This is a genomic window from Pseudoalteromonas rubra, from assembly GCF_005887095.1.
Classification (GTDB): Bacteria; Pseudomonadota; Gammaproteobacteria; order Enterobacterales; family Alteromonadaceae; genus Pseudoalteromonas; species Pseudoalteromonas rubra_E.
In genome coordinates this window covers 1-387 of sequence record NZ_PNCI01000184.1, presented here as the reverse complement: position 1 = coordinate 387, position 387 = coordinate 1, and the positions used below count along the sequence as shown (strand labels likewise).

The following is a 387-nucleotide window of genomic DNA, read 5'->3' as shown; positions in this document are numbered from 1 at the left end:
TACCAGACATGTATGCCGAAGATTTTAGTGCCGCAGTCGATTACTTAGGCTCCAACGAGCATGTCGATGCCAAACGTATCGGAGTACTGGGCATATGCGGCAGCGGTGGCTTCGCAATCAGTGCTGCGAAAATCGACCCGCGTATGAAAGCCATAGCCACGGTGAGTATGTATAACATGGGGGCATTCACTCGCAACCTTTATAACCAGTCGCAAACGCTGGCACAACGTAAACAAGTGATCGCTCAAGCTGCTGCGCAGCGTGACGTTGAGTTTGCAGGCGGTGAAACTCAATACACCGGCGGCACTCCTCATGAGATCAATGACGATTCACACCCCATAGCTAAAGAGTTTTACGATTTTTACCGTACATCACGCGGCCAATATA

1 protein-coding gene is annotated in these 387 nt (G+C 50.1%); it reads left to right on the top strand.

The window, feature by feature from the left end; translation table 11 throughout:
- Positions 1-387: alpha/beta hydrolase (locus CWB99_RS23805; RefSeq protein WP_138686257.1), on the top strand; the 387-nt coding region annotated here is incomplete at both ends.